The organism is Nostoc sp. CALU 1950, from assembly GCF_051172895.1.
GTDB classification, from domain to species: Bacteria; Cyanobacteriota; Cyanobacteriia; order Cyanobacteriales; family Nostocaceae; genus Nostoc; species Nostoc edaphicum_A.
This window is the reverse complement of sequence record NZ_JBDNJQ010000338.1, coordinates 1-2,559: the sequence shown is the minus strand read 5'-3', so window position 1 is coordinate 2,559 and position 2,559 is coordinate 1. Positions and strand designations below refer to the sequence as shown.

The 2,559-nt window shown below is 39.5% G+C and carries 3 protein-coding genes and 1 pseudogene; 1 reads left to right on the top strand and 3 read right to left on the bottom strand.

Features of this window, described 5'->3' with window-relative positions; genetic code table 11:
* The 3 genes and pseudogenes from ABF638_RS37695 to ABF638_RS37685 form a co-directional block, all read right to left on the bottom strand.
* Positions 1-553, bottom strand: a pseudogene (locus tag ABF638_RS37695) (hypothetical protein); the annotation flags it as partial.
* A 581-nt stretch (positions 554-1,134) separates the two neighbouring features.
* Positions 1,135-1,557 (bottom strand): hypothetical protein, encoded by a 423-nt coding sequence (locus tag ABF638_RS37690; RefSeq protein ID WP_181930750.1) that lies wholly within the window; start codon positions 1,555-1,557, stop codon positions 1,135-1,137.
* A gap of 398 nt (positions 1,558-1,955) precedes the next feature.
* Positions 1,956-2,126: a hypothetical protein gene (locus tag ABF638_RS37685; protein WP_435027839.1), complete on the bottom strand. Its 171-nt coding sequence runs from the start codon at positions 2,124-2,126 to the stop codon at positions 1,956-1,958.
* Between ABF638_RS37685 and ABF638_RS37680 the strand changes: the two genes are divergently transcribed.
* Positions 2,051-2,317, top strand: coding sequence for an nSTAND1 domain-containing NTPase (locus tag ABF638_RS37680; RefSeq protein WP_435027840.1), 267 nt, complete (start codon positions 2,051-2,053; stop codon positions 2,315-2,317). The genes ABF638_RS37685 and ABF638_RS37680 overlap by 76 nt on opposite strands.
* Positions 2,318-2,559 lie beyond the last annotated feature (242 nt).

The window sequence follows — 2,559 nt, the reverse complement described above, 5'->3', positions numbered from 1 at the left end:
GATTTGAACCACCCGCAAATGGATTTGAACCACCCGCAAATGGATTTGAACCACCAGCGAATGGATTTTGACCACCAGCAAATGGATTTGAACCACCCGCGAATGGATTTGAACCACCCGCGAATGGATTTTGACCACCCGCAAGTGAGGGGATTACGTTATCACCCAGTTCCTCGTTAAGCCTTGAATTAATCTGGTCGTTAATAGTAACTCTCAAACCAAACCCATCTGGTATTTCAGTTGTGCTGATTTGGTTGCCAGTACCAGTCAAAGGGTCACGGCCGCCACCTGCCGATGGATTTACACCGCCTGCAAAGATATTCCAGAAGTTGTCATCAGCGAAAGGATTACCACCATAGGGGAAATCAGTTCCATTATTGCCACTACCACCGAATGGACTATCGCTACCTTGTCCATTACCAAGACCGCTAAATATGTTGGAGAAGTCTTCATCACTCAGAACTTCACTCAGGCTACCGAAGGGTGAATTTATCAACGGATTGTTCCCACCAGTAGAGGAGTTACCGCTATCACTATTAATCAAATCTGTCATTAGACCTAATCCTCCTATTTTTAGCATGAAAATCTTGCTCGCATATAGGAATTCGACTTGAGTCTTGCGAGGTATTGTAAGAATCAAAACTTTATCCGGCAAGCTTTAAAGCAGATTCGCTTTTCAAAAAAAGTATGGGATTCCTATAGCTATTTGAACAGACAAAGTTAAGTCTGCTTCATGAATTTCTTGTTTTTTTTAGCCAAATAGTTATTAGTTTTTAGTTTGTAATCTATGCTACTTACATCTACAATTTATTTGATTTCGCTTCTCAAGACAATAAAAAATATTTTGATAATTTTGTCAAATCTTTAGATATTTTAATGCAATGATTTAGAAAAAGCGATTAAGATACTTGATAATAAAGTTAAAATTCCGTTAAATATGATATTGCAATAAACAATGTTTTGATAAATTTGCCAAATTTTTAGATATTTAGCATCGTAATTTTGGTTTTGTTCGTCCGAGACACTGTAATTACTTTGAGTTGTTGCCGTAATTTGCAAAATACGCGTTTACATCAGAGGCTCTGACTAAATAATATAGACAAAGCCTCTGAAAAATAATTAATCAGCAGAAAACTAGAACTCTACACCATGTTTCTTGGCAACTTCAGTTAGTTTTTCATACTGATGTTGTGATGCTTGAGTTAATATCTCTTCAGCCTGTTCTTTAGTACTTCCCTCTTTAGGAATTAAATACTTAACATAAAGAGATACAAAATCGGCAGCGATCGCTAAACCGGATAAATTATGTTTGTCAGCTTCCTTACCTGCGATCGCAGCTACCAAACCGGCTTTAATTGGGTCTGGTTTTACTTTCATAAACTGCTCGACAAGTTTAGGAACGTAGTCTTCTGGTGGCAAATTATCTAACTTACTTCTATCAGGAGTAAAGTTACATTCTGCGGCTTGAGCTTGCTCTAAAACACACCATTCTATGTATTCTTGCAATGCTGCATCGGGAACGCGAGGGAGATAATTATGTAGCGCTAAATCAGACACAAGCTTACCGTGTAAATTGCTGTTTTATGCAAATGCATTAAGGCAAGCCTAACCCACTATTTCTATAAGTTTTAGTGTGGTACGCTACGAGTTTTGAATATAAGGCATTGGGAATAGGGCATTGGGAATAGGGCATTAGAAAGTCTCTGCTCCCCTGCTTCCTCATCTTTGCCACTCCCAATTGTTGGCTTCAGGCAAGAGACGCGATGAATAGCCGTCTCTACAATCATTGCAAGACCCTAAAGCGGTTGAAAAGTTTATTGCGACATTTTTACCAGGTTAAAAGAGTTGCTGGTGCGATCGCATTTTTGTGTTGTCTATTTAACCCAAGTTGCGGATTATCGAGTGATCTGTGCTTGTTAACACTCAATTGATGCGATGCCTGCGGCGGGCTACGCCTACGCGTGCAACGATGTTGCTACTTCATTATTGTGTGGTCGATTAACGTTAAGAAACATTCGCACGTTTAATTCTGGGTTAAAATCCATTCGCTCTGCCAGCACCATTTCAACCCAGTGGGCGAAAATATTCCAGAAACAGCGATCGCGAAGGAACAACGGGGCTAGCACGATTAATTCGAGTATCGCGATCTCCGCGCACCCTACTGATTGTGGATCAGTTTGAAGAAATTTTTACTGTTTGTCAAAGCCCAACTGAGCGACAGCAGTTTAGCACTAGTTTATTAGGTGCGCTCAAACAAACAGGAGATAAACTTAGCCGCTACTTTAGTAGTTCAAGCAACCCACCCGATATTGCCTAGCTCTAAAATATCAAAGTGTACGAGTTTTTCTCAGTTAATATATTTCTTTATTCATACAGACCATCTTCAGGTTCCAAAGTTTTCCATCATCCCTATTTTGATGAGCGATATATAACTCTTCCGAGAAACTTTTCTTGGTTAATTCGAGCATATACTCGCAGACAAGCCTGTACTTCTCCTGGAATACCCAGGGTAAGCGCATCTAATTTTGTAGTGAATAATACAGATTATTTTGCACAATT